The sequence below is a fragment of the Rothia sp. SD9660Na genome (assembly GCF_030064065.1).
GTDB lineage: Bacteria > Actinomycetota > Actinomycetes > Actinomycetales > Micrococcaceae > Rothia.
The window spans coordinates 452,997-468,580 of sequence record NZ_CP125946.1 but is presented as its reverse complement, the minus strand read 5'-3'; the positions used below and the strand labels follow the sequence as shown (position 1 = coordinate 468,580).

At 59.7% G+C, this 15,584-nt stretch carries 19 protein-coding genes; 5 read left to right on the top strand and 14 right to left on the bottom strand.

Annotated features, from left to right (window positions below; genetic code table 11):
- The first annotated feature begins 4 nt into the window (after window positions 1-4).
- Together QM007_RS02400 and QM007_RS02395 are read left to right on the top strand one after the other, a co-directional pair.
- The gene (locus QM007_RS02400; RefSeq protein WP_283490397.1) at window positions 5-262 is read left to right on the top strand and encodes a Txe/YoeB family addiction module toxin; all 258 of its coding nucleotides are present in this window, start codon (window positions 5-7) and stop codon (window positions 260-262) included.
- A gap of 125 nt (window positions 263-387) precedes the next feature.
- Window positions 388-2,592, top strand: coding sequence for an acyltransferase family protein (locus QM007_RS02395; RefSeq protein WP_283490396.1), 2,205 nt, complete (start codon window positions 388-390; stop codon window positions 2,590-2,592).
- 71 nt (window positions 2,593-2,663) lie between these two features.
- Here QM007_RS02395 and QM007_RS02390 read toward each other — a convergent pair whose 3' ends face one another.
- Both QM007_RS02390 and QM007_RS02385 read right to left on the bottom strand, forming a co-directional pair.
- Entirely contained in the window at window positions 2,664-2,891 is a 228-nt protein-coding gene (locus QM007_RS02390) for a hypothetical protein (protein WP_283490395.1), read from the bottom strand.
- Window positions 2,892-2,894: 3 nt separating this feature from the next.
- On the bottom strand, window positions 2,895-3,071 hold the full coding sequence (locus QM007_RS02385; RefSeq protein ID WP_283490393.1) for a hypothetical protein: 177 nt from the start codon (window positions 3,069-3,071) through the stop codon (window positions 2,895-2,897).
- 107 nt (window positions 3,072-3,178) lie between these two features.
- Here QM007_RS02385 and QM007_RS02380 point away from each other — a divergent pair, with 107 nt between their 5' ends.
- Together QM007_RS02380 and QM007_RS02375 are read left to right on the top strand one after the other, a co-directional pair.
- Window positions 3,179-4,447, top strand: coding sequence for an AMP-binding protein (locus QM007_RS02380; RefSeq protein WP_283490392.1), 1,269 nt, complete (start codon window positions 3,179-3,181; stop codon window positions 4,445-4,447).
- Between the two features lie 90 nt (window positions 4,448-4,537).
- Complete coding sequence (locus tag QM007_RS02375; RefSeq protein WP_283490391.1) at window positions 4,538-5,455, top strand: 1,4-dihydroxy-2-naphthoate polyprenyltransferase; 918 nt, start codon at window positions 4,538-4,540, stop codon at window positions 5,453-5,455.
- Here QM007_RS02375 and QM007_RS02370 read toward each other — a convergent pair.
- Window positions 5,452-5,736, bottom strand: a complete 285-nt coding sequence (locus tag QM007_RS02370; protein ID WP_283490390.1) for a hypothetical protein — start codon at window positions 5,734-5,736, stop codon at window positions 5,452-5,454. The two genes, QM007_RS02375 and QM007_RS02370, sit on opposite strands and share 4 nt — an antisense overlap.
- A 116-nt stretch (window positions 5,737-5,852) precedes the next feature.
- On the opposite strand from QM007_RS02370, the gene QM007_RS02365 reads away from it, so the two are divergent.
- The gene (locus QM007_RS02365) at window positions 5,853-6,287 is read left to right on the top strand and encodes a PLD nuclease N-terminal domain-containing protein (RefSeq protein ID WP_283490389.1); all 435 of its coding nucleotides are present in this window, start codon (window positions 5,853-5,855) and stop codon (window positions 6,285-6,287) included.
- Here the strand turns inward: QM007_RS02365 and QM007_RS02360 are convergent.
- The 11 genes from QM007_RS02360 to QM007_RS02310 form a co-directional block, all read right to left on the bottom strand.
- Entirely contained in the window at window positions 6,279-7,358 is a 1,080-nt protein-coding gene (locus QM007_RS02360; RefSeq protein WP_283490388.1) for a DUF1129 domain-containing protein, read from the bottom strand. The genes QM007_RS02365 and QM007_RS02360 overlap by 9 nt on opposite strands.
- A gap of 37 nt (window positions 7,359-7,395) precedes the next feature.
- The gene (locus QM007_RS02355; protein ID WP_283490387.1) at window positions 7,396-7,713 is read right to left on the bottom strand and encodes a PadR family transcriptional regulator; all 318 of its coding nucleotides are present in this window, start codon (window positions 7,711-7,713) and stop codon (window positions 7,396-7,398) included.
- A 153-nt stretch (window positions 7,714-7,866) separates the two neighbouring features.
- Window positions 7,867-8,958: a c-type cytochrome biogenesis protein CcsB gene (gene ccsB, locus QM007_RS02350; protein ID WP_283490386.1), complete on the bottom strand. Its 1,092-nt coding sequence runs from the start codon at window positions 8,956-8,958 to the stop codon at window positions 7,867-7,869.
- Window positions 8,959-9,038: 80 nt separating this feature from the next.
- A complete protein-coding gene (resB, locus tag QM007_RS02345; RefSeq protein WP_283490385.1) occupies window positions 9,039-10,643 on the bottom strand; it encodes a cytochrome c biogenesis protein ResB in 1,605 nt (534 codons plus the stop codon).
- Between the two features lie 43 nt (window positions 10,644-10,686).
- Complete coding sequence (locus QM007_RS02340) at window positions 10,687-11,439, bottom strand: cytochrome c biogenesis CcdA family protein (RefSeq protein ID WP_283490384.1); 753 nt, start codon at window positions 11,437-11,439, stop codon at window positions 10,687-10,689.
- The gene (locus QM007_RS02335; RefSeq protein WP_283490383.1) at window positions 11,432-12,040 is read right to left on the bottom strand and encodes a TlpA family protein disulfide reductase; all 609 of its coding nucleotides are present in this window, start codon (window positions 12,038-12,040) and stop codon (window positions 11,432-11,434) included. The genes QM007_RS02340 and QM007_RS02335 overlap by 8 nt, the downstream gene beginning before the upstream one ends.
- A 50-nt stretch (window positions 12,041-12,090) precedes the next feature.
- Window positions 12,091-12,777: a histidine phosphatase family protein gene (locus tag QM007_RS02330; RefSeq protein WP_283490382.1), complete on the bottom strand. Its 687-nt coding sequence runs from the start codon at window positions 12,775-12,777 to the stop codon at window positions 12,091-12,093.
- A 53-nt stretch (window positions 12,778-12,830) separates the two neighbouring features.
- Window positions 12,831-13,085 carry a glutaredoxin family protein gene (locus QM007_RS02325; RefSeq protein WP_135012702.1) on the bottom strand — a complete coding sequence of 85 codons (255 nt, stop codon included), beginning with the start codon at window positions 13,083-13,085 and terminating at the stop codon, window positions 12,831-12,833.
- A gap of 117 nt (window positions 13,086-13,202) precedes the next feature.
- Window positions 13,203-13,301 carry a 30S ribosomal protein bS22 gene (locus QM007_RS02320; RefSeq protein WP_005504750.1) on the bottom strand — a complete coding sequence of 33 codons (99 nt, stop codon included), beginning with the start codon at window positions 13,299-13,301 and terminating at the stop codon, window positions 13,203-13,205.
- Window positions 13,302-13,537: 236 nt separating this feature from the next.
- Complete coding sequence (locus QM007_RS02315; RefSeq protein WP_283490381.1) at window positions 13,538-14,623, bottom strand: FadR/GntR family transcriptional regulator; 1,086 nt, start codon at window positions 14,621-14,623, stop codon at window positions 13,538-13,540.
- 46 nt (window positions 14,624-14,669) lie between these two features.
- On the bottom strand, window positions 14,670-15,452 hold the full coding sequence (locus QM007_RS02310) for an ArsR/SmtB family transcription factor (RefSeq protein ID WP_283490380.1): 783 nt from the start codon (window positions 15,450-15,452) through the stop codon (window positions 14,670-14,672).
- Window positions 15,453-15,584 lie beyond the last annotated feature (132 nt).

The window sequence follows — 15,584 nt, the reverse complement described above, 5'->3', positions numbered from 1 at the left end:
CGGCGTGGAACTTATCTGGAGCAGTCAGGCCTGGGAAGACTACCTGTGGTGGCAAAAGCAAGATCGCAAGGTTCTCAAAAGAATCAATACCCTACTCAGAGATATCCAACGCAACGGTAACGAAGGCATTGGCAAGCCAGAGGCCCTGCGCAACAACCTCTCCGGCTACTGGTCCCGCAGAATTACTGAAGAACACCGGCTAGTCTACAAAATCGTGGGCAATTCTGTGCGCATTGCTGCGGTGAGGTACCACTACGAGTAGACGCCGCAGCCAGGAGAAGAACGCTTCACAACGAATTCCGTATGCCTCTTCCACATTCGCCCCGCTACGAGGGTTTAGAGTTGATAAGCAGTTATCACCACCACACATTTTCTTTAGAGAGACCCATGGCCGCTGCATCCCGCCCAACCAAAAATTTCAGAAGCGATATACAAGCCCTAAGAGCTATCGCCGTCCTTCTCGTTATTGGCAACCACTTCTGGCCGAACTTCATCACCGGCGGATATATCGGGGTAGATATATTCTTCGTTATCTCGGGCTACCTCATCACGCTTCATCTTCTCAAAGAGCTCAGACAACGCAATACCATCAGTTTTAAACACTTTTACGCGAACCGGGCTCGACGCCTGCTCCCGGCCGCGATCTTCGTCGGTGCAGTTTCTTTTATCGCAACACTAGCACTTGCACCTGTAAGTTATTGGGGTCGCACCGCTTGGGACTTCTTTGCGGCGAGCGCCTATTTTCACAACTGGAATTTGTATGCCTCTGCAACAGATTATTTCGCCCAAGACAGCAACCCTACGGTGTTTCAACACTACTGGTCCCTGTCAGTTGAAGAGCAGTTCTATCTCATCTGGCCTATAGCCCTTACACTGCTATTCCTAGGAGCTTTCAAGATAAAAACATTCCTTGGAGGCAACTCACGCTTGCAGAACCTGGTGTTAGGTTCAGGCGTTTTCACGCTACTTATTCTGTCTCTAGCATTCGCTCAAGGCCAGGTAGCATCTGGTCAGGCTGGGGCATATTTCAACACATTTACTCGTGTCTGGGAGTTTATGGTAGGCGCTCTGGTTGCCCTTCTCTCCCCGCTGTTTTTCTCGCTCAATAAGGCCTTAGATAATAGCTTCTACCCCGTACTTCTCCGCAACCTAGCTCAGCTTGCAGCCTACCTCGTACTTCTGAGCTCAGCCTTTCTCTACACAGAAGAAAGCGGAGTACCCGGTTTAACTACGTTGGCTGCGGTTCTTGCCGCTGCTGCCGTTATTGCAACAGGGCCGTTCACCTTTATGCCTTGGTTACGGTTTCTTGTTGAGGGGCGCCCTACGCAGTCCATCGGGGATATGTCGTATTCCCTGTATCTCTGGCACTGGCCTGTGGCCGTCCTTCTGCCCTTTGCCCTTGGCCACGCTGCCGAGTGGTGGACCTATATTGTGGTACTTCCGCTCGTTTTTCTGCTTGCTTTCACGACGCAGAAGTTCATTGAAAACACTTTTCGCTTCAAGTTTAAGCCCCTCTTTGCTCCAAAAACTGTTTTCGTCTCGGTTATCGCTACTGTAGCTCTTATTGGTACGAGTTCTGCAGCGACCTATTTCTATGCCCAGCAGTACTCTGCCCGTCAGCAGGCAGAGATCCAGGCAAGTATGAACCAGGTCGCGGGTTCTACGTCAGATACCAAAACATCGGGTGAAGAAAAAGAGACAGCAGAGATTAGCTGTGTTGGGGGTATGGCCCTTGTAAACGCTGAGCACTGCAAGGAGGCCTTCACAGCAGAGCCTGTAATCGCTGCTGGCTCAGAAAGCGAAGCACCGTGGGTACCGCTTGACCAAGAATGTGAAGTTCTTGAGTCAGCCGAGGTCCCCAACGGCGGGTCAAGAGTCAAGATTCACTGCAACTACGCTGCGGAATCGGCAGACCCCACGAAGGTCTGGTTTATCGGCGACTCGCATATTGATCACTGGCGCCCAGCGGTTTACCCCATTGCCCGTGAAAAGCAGTGGGATATGACGTTCTTTAGTCATTCAGGTTGCTCCCTCTGGGAGACTCCCCTGACTTACTGGCTTGCGCCTGGACGTCAGGTGCCCGTTGCCCAGACATTTTCAGATACCTGCCCCAAGTGGCCCAGCTTTGTCCTCAACGAGGTGACTCAGGAGAAGCCAGATTTAATTGTTATCGGTAACTACTCCAGTAGCCAGGGCCTTGAAAACGGTAGCGGTGCTCCCCAAGAAAAGCAGTATGCGAAAGCAATGAAACCCTGGATTGACCGTTGGCAGGCACAGGGCAGCAAGGTGGTTATTGTTCGTGACGTTCCTACCGCAGGTTCTTCAGTTGGCCCCAATTGCGTATCGTATTCAGGCACGCAGTGCGTAGCATCCGCCAGTGCTGTCTTATGGCCAGATCCCCAATTTGAGGCAGCTCGCTCTTTGAACGCCCCCACCATTGATATGACTGAGTACCTTTGCCCAGACGGAACCTGTCACGGTGTCATCGGGGGAATTCCGGTCTATTTCGACACCAACCATCTGTCGAAGAGTTACAGCATGTCTCTGTCGGCTCCTCTGAGCGAGAAGCTAGACGAAGCGCTTAAAGAATAAATAAGTAGGACGCCCCACCCCCACCTTCTTCACGGAAAGTGGGGCGGGGCGTCCTTGCGTTCGGCTCGGGGCTAAGCCTCAGGGCCTGCCATGCGCCGGGCAGCCTTGCGGTTGTCGATGGCGCGCTCTTCGAACTCCAGTTCGATGATGCGCAACTTGTTCTTGCGGTGCCAGGTCAGTAGCACATTGACCAGAAAGACCAAGAAAACCAGCATGAAGACCATGTAGGCCAGGCCAATCACAGAAAGAACGGCCTCCCCAGTAGTGGGCACCAGCGGATTAGTTGCAAGTACAGTCATGGTTTACGCTCCCTTATCCAGCTTGTCCGCAGCATTCTCACCCAGCCCCAGGCGCTTACGAATCACCCGGATCTCGGTCTTATTTTTCTTGTGGAACCCCAGCAGCACTACGAAAAAGAGCACCAGCAGGGCGAGATACAGCAAGAGAAGGGCGATTTCTGCACCGGTTACCTCAAGCATGGGAAGGCTCCTATCTCGACCTTGAGAATAAAAAACGTATTAGCCACAAGATTACCAAGTAGGCGTACTATTTGGCAATCATCACCAGGCGTAGACTAAAAAGAGCCATGACACTAGATTCCCTTACCCCTCTCCCCAGCCCGGTTACACACGAGCTTGGGGTGGCCGTCCGCGTCGGGGCAGACCAGCCCGCCCGACCTGCTACGCAGGAGCTTAATGAGGCCATGCGTACTTTTAGCACCCGCTTTGCAGAGCTAGAGAAGAGGCAGGACGCCCCCGCCCTGGTTGTCACGACCAGCGGCTCCACCGGCACCCCCAAGCAGACGGTGCTGGCAACCTCGGCCCTGGCAGCCTCAGCTCGCGGCACCGAAGCCGCCACAAACACCCACGCCGCCCAGTGGCTCCTTGCCCTGCCCCTACAGTACGTGGCCGGGGCACAGGTGGTGGCCCGGTCTGCGCTGGCGGGCACCACACCCGTTATCACCACTTCAGCCAGCGAGGGCACCCGCTTCACGGCCCAGGATTTCGTCAGCTCCGCCGAAAAGCTCTCAGCCCCGCACCGGCTGGTCTCCCTGGTGCCCACCCAGCTACACCGCCTGCTCGAAACCCCCAAAGGGCCCCTCCGCGAAGAAACCCTCGCGGCCCTGCGTTCTTTCTCCGCAATTCTGCTGGGCGGGGCACCGGCCAGCGCCGACCTCATTGCAACTGCCCGCGACCTAGCACTGCCCGTAGTGCGCACCTACGGGTCGGCCGAAACCGCCGGGGGCTGTGTCTACGAGGGCAAGCCGCTGCCGGGCATCCGCGTGCAGATAGAAGCCGATACCGCCGACCCGGAAGCCCCCGGGCGTATCTGGCTGGGCGGGCCGACCATTGCCAGCGGCTACGCCAACGATAGCGAGCGCACCTCCACCCACTTCTTTGTAGACGATCAGGGAACCCGCTGGTACCGCACCGACGATCTAGGCACCCAAGACCTGCGCACCGGAACCCTCACCGTAGCGGGCCGCGCCGACGACGTGCTCATTTCCGGCGGTATCAAAACCAGCGCGGCAGCGGTAGCCACCGCCCTCGAAAGCCACCCCGCGGTACGCGAAGCCCTGGTGGCTGGGGTTCCAGATGCCCGCTGGGGCACCGCCATCACCGCAGCTATCACCCCGGTAGCCGGCAGAAATATCCAGCCCGGCGAGCTTACGGACGCCCTCCCTCGGCTGGTAGCAGAAAAGCTGGGGGCAGCGTCCGCACCTAAGCACATTGAAGTGCTACCGGAGTTCCCCACCCTGCCCACGGGCAAGCCCGACCGGCGGGCGGTACAGGCCCTCCTAACAGCGGCCTGGCAGGCCCAGCAGGGCGGCCGGGGCACATCACGCGGCAGCTAGCGGGCACCGACCGCTAAAAAGTGAGAGAATGGTGTGTATTTGTGGCGGCACAACGCCAGGTAAACATTTGGGCTGATAAGGAGCAAGGCAGTGGCAACGGTTGCACAGTGGATTGAGGGGGCGCGCCTGCGCACGCTCCCCCTGGCGGCAGCTCCTATTATTGCTGGTTCTGCGGCTGCCTACGAGGTGCACCAGTTCAAGCCCGGCCGCGCCCTACTGGCCTTCCTTGTGGCCTTCTTCTTGCAGGTGGGCGTCAACTACGCCAACGACTACTCCGATGGAATTAAGGGCACGGACGAGGTCCGCGTGGGCCCCCTGCGCCTGGTCGGCTCGGGCGTCGCCAAACCCTCCCACGTGAAGATGGCGGCCTTTATCTGCTTCGGTCTGGCCGGTTTGAGCGGGTTGGCCCTGATTATGCTCTCGCAGCAGTGGTGGTTCCTGGCCATCGGTGCCTCGGCTGTGCTGGCTGCCTGGGGCTATACCGGCGGTAAGCACCCCTACGGCTACATGGGCCTGGGCGACATCTTCGTCTTTATCTACTTTGGCCTAGTCGCGACCCTGGGCACCATGTTTACACAGAGCAACCAGCTGACCCTGAGCTCATGGGTCTTCGCCATAGCCCTGGGGCTTTTCTCCTGTGCCCTGCTCATGGCTAATAACGTACGCGATATTCCCACCGATATTGAGGCGGGTAAGAAAACCCTGGCGGTGCGCCTAGGTGACCGGGCGTCGCGCATCACCTACGCCGCCGAGATGGGCCTGGGTCTGGCCCTGACCGCCCTGCTGGTTCCGCAGAACCCCTGGTACGCCCTGGCCTTTATTCTGATCGGGCCGGTCGTTCATTCAGCCCTGGTGGTGCTCTCGGGCGCCCTGGGCCGTGACCTCATTCCGGTGCTCAAGCAGGCGGGCATTATTGCGCTAATTTACTCGCTTCTGGTGGCTCTTGCCGTGGTTCTGCACCCGCTCGAAATCTTTGCGGAGCGGGCTACCGTCTTTACCGGCTATTAAAGACCCTGGCTACGTCGGGCAGTTTCGTCTAGCTTGTCTTCAAACGCCTGATTTTCGTCTTCGACGCTTGTTTTCTTGGGCTTGTTCTTGCGGCGAATCATGCGGTTAAAGTCGGCTGCTGCGGCGACGTGCAGGCGGGGAAAGGCCAGGTAGCAGATGGCGAAGCCAATGATGGCGCCGAAAATAATGGCCAGAATGAAGCCCACGCCAAAGTAGTAGGAGGCAAAAAAGGCGGCGGCTGAAAACAGCAGGCGGAGCAGGGAATACTTCAGAAAATTCACCCCCTCATTCTACCAACCTGGTGGTTCTGCCTACAGGAGGGGGCGCGTCCGCTCATCTAGCACGCTGTGAGCGCACAAAGCGGGGTAGGCGGGTTCTGTCGTGGAAAAATGGGGGTATGGGTAGAGCTATTTTGATTATTGGCGGCGCCGCCCTTCTGCTGGGCGTGTGGATTTATTCGATTCTGGATGCCGCCCAGACCGACCGTTTGCGGGTGCGCACCCTGCCCAAGGGGGCCTGGCTGGCTGTGCTGGTGCTCTTTCCGTTGCTGGGGTCGGTGCTGTGGTTTTGGCTGGGGCGGCCGCGTGGGTCGCGCCACGGGTCTTTTGGGGCGCCTGCTGCCAAGCCGCCGGTGGCTCCCGATGATGACCCTGAGTTTTTGAAGTTCTTAGAGGCCCGGGCCCGGCGCGAGCGTCAGGACGCCGAGTGGCAGCAGCGCAAGAACCGCAAGGATGCCGGTGGGCAGGGCCCTGCCCCTGGCAGGCAGGCCCCCAGCCAGGGCGACGATACTACCGGCTCTGCCGACGATAAGAATCACCCAGGGTCAGAATGAACTGGACTGCTCTTTCGCCTGGCGGTAGGCCCGGTAGTGCCTTCTAGTTTCAAGAACACCAGCGATAACAATGACAACTAGAAGGGGCAGGCGCCAGGTCAAGCTAACGTAGTCATCGGTCGTGTAAAGTCCGTAGCCCCATATGCCGAATATCGCGAGCATGAGTAGGGAGTGCAGGTAGAGACGGTAGGGCTTAACCTTCTTTTGTTCTGAGAGGGAACGGGCATAGGCTACGGGGTGGCCGAATTCTTCGAGGTAGCTACTGCCGCTATCTTGCGTATGTTCTTTGACCCGGGAGACTTCTTCCCGTACGCGGGCGTCTGAGATATCGCCGCGGCCCCTTAGCTCCTGCTTGAATCGTGCAAGCCAGGTTTCATCGTCCTGGTAATCTTCTTCCTCATCTAGACCTGTAATCTGCGGGGGTGAGGGCAGCAGAAAGCCCGCAGCTGTCCCCAAAACACTGAACCCCAGGGCTGCCACTAGGTGGGTCCAGCTGGGCAGGTGCTGGGTGAAAATCTCATAGGAGGCAAATAAACCAATCCCGATAGCTGCTGAGCCGGCCAGAATAATGAGCGCTGTCAGAAGTACGGCAGCGGTAAAGCCAAATTTTTTACGGCTACGTTGGAAGGTAACGAGCTGAGCAAGAAAAAGCATGCCCAAGGCCCCAGGAAGAAGATAGAAGCCCAGCGGCTGGGAGCTCGGCCTGTCGCTGGGTAATATGCTGACCACCCAGAAAAGGATGCTAAAGAATGCCCCGGTCAAGAAACCTGCCACGATTACTTCTTTGAGGGCCCATGGTTCGTCCTCAGAAAAAGCCTGGGTTCCCTTTTCGCGCCAGGTGTTAATTTTTTCGGCGGCCCATTCCTGAGGGCTACCGTAGAGGTCCGTGGCGGTTTCACCGGTCTCTGCAACCTGTCTAATGACGCGGTTGATGGCGCTTTCACTGGTGACTGCTTTAACGCCGTTCGTAGCCAGGGTCGCAAAGGCAGTTTGCACCCAGTCTTTGTCTGCCGGGTTGTCGCTGGCTTCTTCGATTGCGATGGTCAGGCGTTCGTAGGGGTTGTTTGCCATGTCTCCTCCTTGAGTCATATAGAAACGTCTGGTGGGTTTAGGCTCCGAGGGCGCTAGTGAGCCGGGCCAGGGAGGCCCGTTCCTCGGCGAGCTGGCGGGAACCTGCGTCCGTCAGCCGGTACTGGCGGCGGGCGGGGCCGCTCTCCCCTTCCGTCCAGGTGGTGGTGACGTACCCGGCTTCTTCGAGCTTGGAGAGGGCCGGGTAGAGGGAGCCGCCGCGCAGGCGTCCGTAGCCCAGCTCTTCCAGGCGGGTAGCCAGGCCGTAGCCGTGCAGGTCTTCTTGAGCCAGGCAAGCCAGGACGGCGGTGGGCAGGGTTGCCCGTACCAGGGCAGGCGGGTAGGTGATGGGATTCATGAGCACCTCCTTCTGTATCTAAGTACAACATCTACTTAGATAGGTTTCAAGACTTTTATCGATTATTACCGAACAAGATCTACGCAGAAAGCCCCCGCACACAAGGTGCGGGGGCTTTCTAAACCTGTGGAAAAGCGTCAGCGATAAACCGGTTTACAGACCCGAGTAGGAGTGCAGGCCCGAGAAGTACACGTTGACCACGGTGAAGTTGAAGATGATGCAGAGGTAACCTGCAATGGAGAGCCAGGCGCTGGGCGGGCCTGACCAGCCGCGGGTGGCGCGGGCGTGCAGGTAGGCTGCGTAGACGACCCAGATGATGAAGGTCCAGACTTCCTTGGTATCCCAGCCCCAGTAGCGGCCCCAGGCTTTCTCGGCCCAGATGGCGCCGGCACCCAGGGTGAAGGTCCACATGGCGAAGCCTACGGTGTTGAGGCGGAAGGAGAAGTTTTCGAGGGCGGTGGATGAGGGGATCAGACGCATGAAACCGAGGCGGGCCAGGGAGCTGTCGGCACCTTCGATGATGTGGCGTTCGCGGGAGGTTTGTACCAGTTGCAGGATTGCCATGGCGAAGGTGATGGTGAAGATGGCTGAAGCGAGTACGGCAATGGACACGTGGATAACCAGCCAGTAGGACTGTAGGGCGGGCACCAGCTGGCCTACGGGGGTAGGGTAGGCGATGGTGGCTGCGGTCATCATGGTCAGGGCAAGACCAGAGACCAGGGTGCCTACAAAGCGCAGGTCGCGGAAGATGAGGAAGCCCAGGTAGACCACAACCACGAGCAGGGCACCGGTGGTGCAGAACTCGTACATGTTGCCCCAGGGAACGCGATTGGCAGCAAAGGCGCGGGAGAGCACACCGGCTAGGTGGATGAGGCAGCCCAAGGCCAGGATGACAACGCCGGCGCGGGCGGCGGGGCGGCGTTCGCCGGTGCCGTAGCGCATCTCTGAGTCGGCGACGTGGCCGGCGATTTTGACGGCGGCTGACTTCTTGTAGCCCATGCCGCGTTCGCCGGTGCCCTGTTCGGTGCCGGCGATGCGGGCCGAGCGGGCGTTTTTGACGCGGGCACCGGCGCCCACAAGTTCCTTTTCAGGTTCGGGAGCGGTGGCAGCTTCGAGGCGCTTGGTGGTGCGGGAGTGGGCGGCAACGTCCCAGGCGAAGGCGACGAAGGCCACCATGTAGGTGATGGCTGCTAGGTACATAAAGAGTTCGCTCCAGCGGGCGAGCTCTATATTGACTTCTGACATGGTGTTCTCACTTCACAGGTTGAGGTAGGGCGCGGACGCCGGTGCCCGGCAGGGTTGCCCCGGGGCGGGCGGTGGGTAGGTTAGGCTTCATCAAATTCTAGTCCCCACCGCTCTGCGAAGAGGTCGGTGAGTTTATCGGCTTCGGTGGCGAGGCGGGGGTCTTCGCCGCGAGCCAGTAGGCCGTATTCGACGGTGAGTACGCGGTCTGCCCCGGTGCCGCTTTCGGTGGCTCGTACCCAGACGCGGCGGCGGGCGACGAAGACCGAGAGCAACAGGCCGCCAAAGAGTAGGGCTGCTGAAACCAGGGCGATCGGGCGGCCGGGGTCTGACCTGATCTCAATGCCAGCGTAGCGCTTAACACCCAGGAATTCGATAGTTCCGTGGCCATCGGGCAGGGTAGCGGTGTTGTTGCTGGCATCGAGCACAATACCGTTACCGGCGGCCATGGTGTTGAGCGGGGTCAGGCTATCAACGTCGAGCACATAGACGTTCTGGGGCACACCGTTATCAAGCCCAAGGTCGCCCGCGTAGCTTTGGAGCACCAGCATGGGGTTGAGCAGGTCTGAGTCGATGGAGGTGGGGGCGCTGCCTGCGGTGCGTTCGCCGGTGGGCAGGAACATGCCGACGAAGCCCAGCTGGTCGGGGTGGGCGTCCGGAACCTTCAGCACGATAGATGAGAGGTAGCTACGGCCCGAAGGCAGGCCCACCACGGGCCCCTCGTAGGCGACAGAGCCGTCGGTGTTGGTGATACGGACGACCGGCGAGTAACCGTTGCCCAGCAGGTAGATAGAGGTTCCCTCAAAGTAGATGGGTTCATTGACTCTGAGGGCCTGCTCGCGCTGTTCACCGTCTGCGCTGGTGAGGGTGAAGTCAGCCTCATAGTTGATGTCTGACCCGTAGGTGGGTGAACCTTCCTGGCGGTCGTATTCGACGGTCAGGTTGTTGAGGGTGGCCGAGTAGGGCACCAGCCAGTCGGGGTTGTAGTTGGTGCCAGGGCTGAAGGAGTCATAGGCGACCAGGGAGTTGACGAAGGTTTCGTCCTCGGTCACCACGCGCTGGCCGCTGTAGCCAAAGAGGGAGCCAATCGCTACCGCAATCAGCACACCAATCATGGCCAGGTGAAAGAGAATGTTGCCCAGTTCGCGCAGGTAGCCGCGTTCGGCGGCAACGTTCACGACTCCCGGGGCTTCTTCGCGCACCTCAATACGGTAGCGGCGCTTTTTCAGGACGGCGGCGGCGTCCTCAATAGCGCGGGAGGCCGTCAGTTCCCCGGCACCGGCGTCCACGGGGATGGTGAGGGTGCGGTGCTGGGGTAGGCGGGAGAAGTTCTTGGGGGTGCGGGCGGGCCCTGACCGCATGGCCCGATAGTGCTTGGCAGCGCGGGGAACCACGCAACCGATCAGGGAGATAAAGAGCAGAATGTAAATCGCGGCAAACCAGACCGACGAGAAGACGTCAAAGAGCTGGAGCTTATCAGCGATAGGGCCCCAGGTGGGGTGCACCTCGATGTAGTCGGCTACAGCTGCGGGGTCCTGAATACGCTGGGGAAAGACCGAACCGGGCACAGCGGCAACCGCCAGCATGAGCAGCAGGAAGAGGGCGGTGTTCATCTTGGTCAGCTGCGTCCATGCCCAGCGGAGCATTTCCAGCGGGCCTAGTGCCGGGGCGTCCTGAGTCTCTGCCATGTTTTCCTTGCTGTCTTCGGTTCGATGCGTGTGTGGGGTGTGTTTAGATGGGGAGTTCGTAGACCGGCATGCTGGCCTGGAACCAGGACATCATCTGCGTCCAGACGCCGGTCGCCAGAAGCAGGCCGATGATAATCAGTATGATGCCCCCCAGACGCTGGAGCAGCAGTCTGTTCTTGCGGGCCCAGCCCATTGTGTTCACCCCGCGGGCTACCCCCAGAGCAACCAGCAGGAAAGGGACGCCAAGACCTAGGCAGTAGGCTAAGGTCAGCAGAATTGCCTTGCTGTTATCGGAGCCGCCGGTATAGACCAGGGTCTGCACGGCCGCGAAGGTCGGGCCGATACAGGGGGCCCAGCCCAGGCCGAAAGTGATCCCCAGAATCGGAGCGCCCCAGAGGCCGGCCGGGGGTTTGGCCTCAATCTTGCGGTCGCGCTGGAAGAAATCAAAGCGGCCCATGAAGACCAGGCCCATGAGGATCACCAGCAGACCCAGCACCAGGTCAACCCAGCCCTGGCCTCTGAGCCAGGGGGCGGCACCCAGCTGGGCTAGCACTACCGACATGAGCACAAAGATAAAAGAAAATCCCAACACAAAGAGGCCGATGCCGGTGACCATGCGCAGGTTGCGGCGGCGGGGGCTCATTTCCCCACCCGACAGGCCCGTCACGTAGCCCAGGTAGCCGGGCACAAGCGGCAGCACACAGGGGGAGGCAAACGAGATCAGGCCCGCCAGTGCCGCAAGGGGCAGGGCGAGCCAGAGGGAGCCGTCGAGGACGATTTGGCCGAAGCTAGGCACTGACCTGGTCTTCGAGCAGGGTGTTCAGCACAGACTTGTCGATTTGGCCCAGAATACGAGCAGCTACGCGCCCCTCAGCATCGAGGACGACCGTGGTCGGCACCGCCTGGGCAGGCACGTACTTGCTCATGGCAAGAAGCACCTTACCGGTCACATCGCGAAAGGAGGGGTAGGGAACCTCAAAGTTCTTTTCGAAAGCCTCAGCGGTACCCTTTTCATCGCGCACGTTAGCCCCGTAAAAGGCAACCTTCTCACCAAAGCTAGCGTGCAGTTCGTTAAGCCAGGGAGCCTCAACACGGCATGGAGCACACCCCGCGTACCAGAAGTTCAGTAGCACGGGCTTACCGCGCAGGTCAGCGGCGGAGACGACGGTGCCGTCAAAGAGTTCGCTTTCAAATTCAACGGGCTCGCCGCGCTCACCGGCTGCGTATTCGGTGACGCTACCGTCACCGGCAATATAGCCCTTGGAGTCACCGGCATCTGCCTGGGCTGCCAGGGAGTCCTGGCTCGAAGAGCAGGCGGAGAGCAGACCGACAGTTCCCAGAGCGGCGATACTCAGGGCCTGCTTACGGCTCACACGGGTAGGGAAAGAGGTAGCCATGAATTAGAGGTCTTTCAGGTCAGTGTGGTGTGCGCTTGTAGTCGGTGCCATTATGACCCCGGTAACTGAATAACACCTGAGTAGAGCTCGGCAGCAGGCTCAACATAAGAGAGTTTTGGCTTGCCAGGGGCAAAAATATTGGGGAAGGTAAAACTTGTAATGGAAGCTAAATTGCACTGGCGGCTGCGTGGGTCGTGCGGCAGCACCCCGCCCTCTACAGAGGTGCGGGCCATCCAGATGGGTAGCTGGTGCGAGACAATAATCGCCTCAGCACCGTCCCCGCCCTTCTCGTAGGCGGTGCGGGCGGCGTCCTTAATAGCCTCAGCCATACGCACCACCTGGTCCCGGTAGGGTTCACCCCACGACGGACGCAAGGGGTTGAGCAGGTGCTTCCAGTGGCGGGGGTTGCCCAGCAGCTCGTCCTTATTGACGTGCAGGCCCTCAAAATAGTTCTCGGCCTCAATCACGCGCTCATCGGGCTGGGCAACCAGGCCCAGTAGTTCCTCAATGGGGGCAGCAGACTCGCGGGTGCGGGTAAGCGGGGAGCAGACCAGGTGTACGATGTTGGCACCGGCGTCCGCGCGGCGCTTGAACTCTTCGGCAGACAGGCGCACCATCTTCTGACCCGTCTCAGACAGGTGGTAGTTGGGCAGGCGCCCATAGACGATACGGTCGGGGTTATGCACCTCGCCGTGGCGCATCAGGTGAACGGTGACAGTTGCCGAAGAAGTGTTCATATCTCTAGTCTCTCAAACCTAGTCAGTAAGCGCTAACCAGCCACCCCGCCGGTTTACTCCGCCAGTTTCTTCTCAATAATCTTCGCCAGGCGTTTGGCGTTGACCTGCCAGAAGTCCTTGACCTCGCCATCTACCCGCAACACCGGGATCTCGGTGCGGTGACGCTCCAACAGGTCGGGGTGCTCTTCAACGTTGATTTCTGTGTAGGTCAGCCCGTAGCTGCCTGCCACTTGGCCGGTCGTCTCCCGGGCAGCTTCGCAGAGGTGACAGCCGGGCTTGGTCAGCAGTTCAATCAGTGGTGTAGCCATTGTTCCACTCTAACCCGCCTCTCCCCCGACCGGTGAGCGGGGGCGTCCGCACCGAAAAGCCCGGTGATACAGCGCGAGCCCCGCACCGAAACAGGTGCGGGGCTCGCGGTGAAGAATTTACTTCTTGTTGCGGCGCTGGTGGCGAGTCTTACGAAGAAGCTTGCGGTGCTTCTTCTTAGACATACGCTTGCGGCGCTTCTTGATAACTGAACCCATTGGATTCACCTCACTTATTAAATAGTGGTCGATACCCGGCCGACAGCAACCACCCGGGGGCGGCAGATCGGTAGCTATCCGGGCGCTATACCGGTATAAACGCTCCAAAGCACGCATAAAGGGCACAGCAATACCCTCGGCGTGAAAAAACGCTCTCCCCCAAGCCTACAGGCAAACAGGGTTTTTCGCCCCCTGTTCACCGGCAAGTGAGAGCATTTTCTCGTTTTATCTACCCTCTAGCGCTCGCTGGTGGCATACTCGTAGTCCTCGCGCAGGGCCGCTGCGGCGTCTTCCCCCGGGTCTTCTTCCACTGCCCTGGCAGGTTCTGCGGCGTGGGGGTCGCGAGCTCTTCCAGTCTCTTGCTGGGCAGGGGCGCTTTTGCGGAAGCCAAAGTAGCCAGCCACGTCAAAATGCTTTTTAGCGGGCTGGTTTCTGGCGCTCTGCGGGGCTGCTGCTCCGGGGTCAGGGCTGGCGGTAGCGCTTGCAGGGGCGGCGTCCATGGGCTGGATGCTGGTGAGGGCTTCAAAGAGCTCAGGCTCAATGGGCCCGTCCCAGGTATCGGGCACCAGTTCCTGGGTCTCAACCTCGATGGGTTCAAGGTTGGTTCTGCCCGCTTCCCTAGCCGGGGTGTCAAAATCAACCGGGTGCCCAGCCTCAGCAAAGCGCTCTTGCAGGTTGGCCTTGAGCAGGGTCTGGGCGAGGGCAGCGTCACCAGATCGGGCGGCATCGACGATAGCCCGATACTCCATGCGCAGGCGCGAGGCGGTAGTGCTCCACAGGGGAACCTGGCTGACCAGCTCGAAGCGGGCCTCAATCATGGCGTCACGCAGGGTCGCCAAGAGGGCAGAAATCAGGGCGTTGCCGGAGAGCCGCCCAATCTGGATATGGAAATCAGCTTCCAAATCGTGAAAGTCGCTCAGGCTGGTAGCGGCATCCTGCATGGCCTCCACGATGCGGTCCAGCTCTTCAAAGGCTGACTGGTCGTAGTCGGGCCCTGTGAGGGCGTGGTTTTCAAGCAGCAGACAGGTTGCCAGCAGATCCTGGCGGGGCGAGAGGGAGCTGGCCAGATAGAGGCTGACGGCTGTCCCCGCCGAGGCCGCCGGTTCCCGCACCAGCTGGGCGATAATCCTCTTTTTCCGCCCCTCGTAGAGCCTGAGCACTCCGATTTCTTCGCAGTGTTTGAGACTCTCCCGCATGTGGTTCTGACTGATACCCACCTCGCGGGCCAACACCCTGTCGTCGGGCAGGTTATCGCCCAGGTGCAGGGTCTGGTTAATCAGTTCGTTCTCGATCCAGTCGAGAAGCTGCTGATGGTGTGCCATACAGTCTTGTGATGTCCTTTGAAACTAGCGGTTGGTGGGCAAGGGCCTAGCGGGAGCTGCGGCGACCCCAGCGGGTGAGCTTGGCCAGCAGGCCGCGCTCGTCGCCCTCTTCGCCACCGACCTGCTTGTTGTGGTCCTGCTCATGGGCCTGTTCATCACTTGCCTTGGCCGCTGCCTCTTGGGCAATGACCTGCTCGGGGGTGGGCACCTTGAAGCTGATGAGCCCCTTATCTTTGGCACCCAGGCTCAGGCTCTGTGCGAGCTGGCGCACCTGGTCGCTGACGGCGTCCTGCTCCACCTCGGCCGGTGTCTGGCTCTCAACGACCTCTTCGTCTACCCGGTTATCGAGCACGGGGGTAAAGGGGGTCAGCGGGGTGAAGGTAATACCGGCGGTGTTGGGGTGGGGCACGTCCACGGCCGGAGCGGACGCCTCCTCTTGCTCCTCGGGGACAGAGGTGGTTTCAGGCGTAGCGGGATTTGCCTCAGGGGCAGGCTCGGAGCTCTCGTTAGCAACAGAGACAGCCTTGGCGGCAGGTACCGCTTCGAGGGCTGGGGTGGCCTCGGATACGGGGGCAGTAAGCAGGCCGTCAACCCAGTCGGCAACGCTTGTAAGCGGGGCAGGAGTAATGGAGTAGAACCGCTTTTGGCCTACGGCTTCGGTTTCAACCAGACCGGCCGTGCGGAGCACCTTGAGGTGCTTGGATACGGTGGGCTGGCTGACGCCCAGTTCCTCGACCAGTTCGCCAACGGCTAGTCGTTCGACGGCTAGTGCCTGGAGGATGCGTCGCCGTGTGGGGTCGGCGATAACAGCAAATACGTCGTCTTTCATACTGACATCTTTACACATATATACCCACAATTGCATGTTTGACCAGCAGAAATGGGGACGCTCTTCGTCTATGCACAGCTAGCACTCAGGCTGAAAGCCAATGTACAGAGCCATCTGCCCAGCCCTGTAACC